General features: G+C 72.8%; 1 protein-coding gene. It reads left to right on the plus strand.

Translation table 11 applies throughout. The features are described from left to right. On the plus strand, nt 1-235 hold a 235-nt coding region (locus AC0IW9_RS32015), incomplete at both ends, for a hypothetical protein (protein ID WP_471652307.1).

Genomic DNA, 235 nt, shown 5'->3' on the forward strand with positions numbered 1-235 from the left:
CGGCCTGCCCCTGGTGGCCGAGGAGGAGGACCGGCTCTATGTCCATGCCGATGCCTCGGCGCCCGATGCCAGGCACTACGTGCTGGATGCGGATGCGGCGCTGCGCAGCCTGGAGGCGACGACGCCGCGGCTGACCTTCTGCGGCCATACCCACCTGCCTCGCCTGTGCGGGATCACCGCCGCCTCCAAGCTGATGTCCTTCCCGCCGGTGGCCGGGGTGCCGGTGCCGCTGCGG

This window comes from Belnapia sp. AC561, from assembly GCF_979252845.1.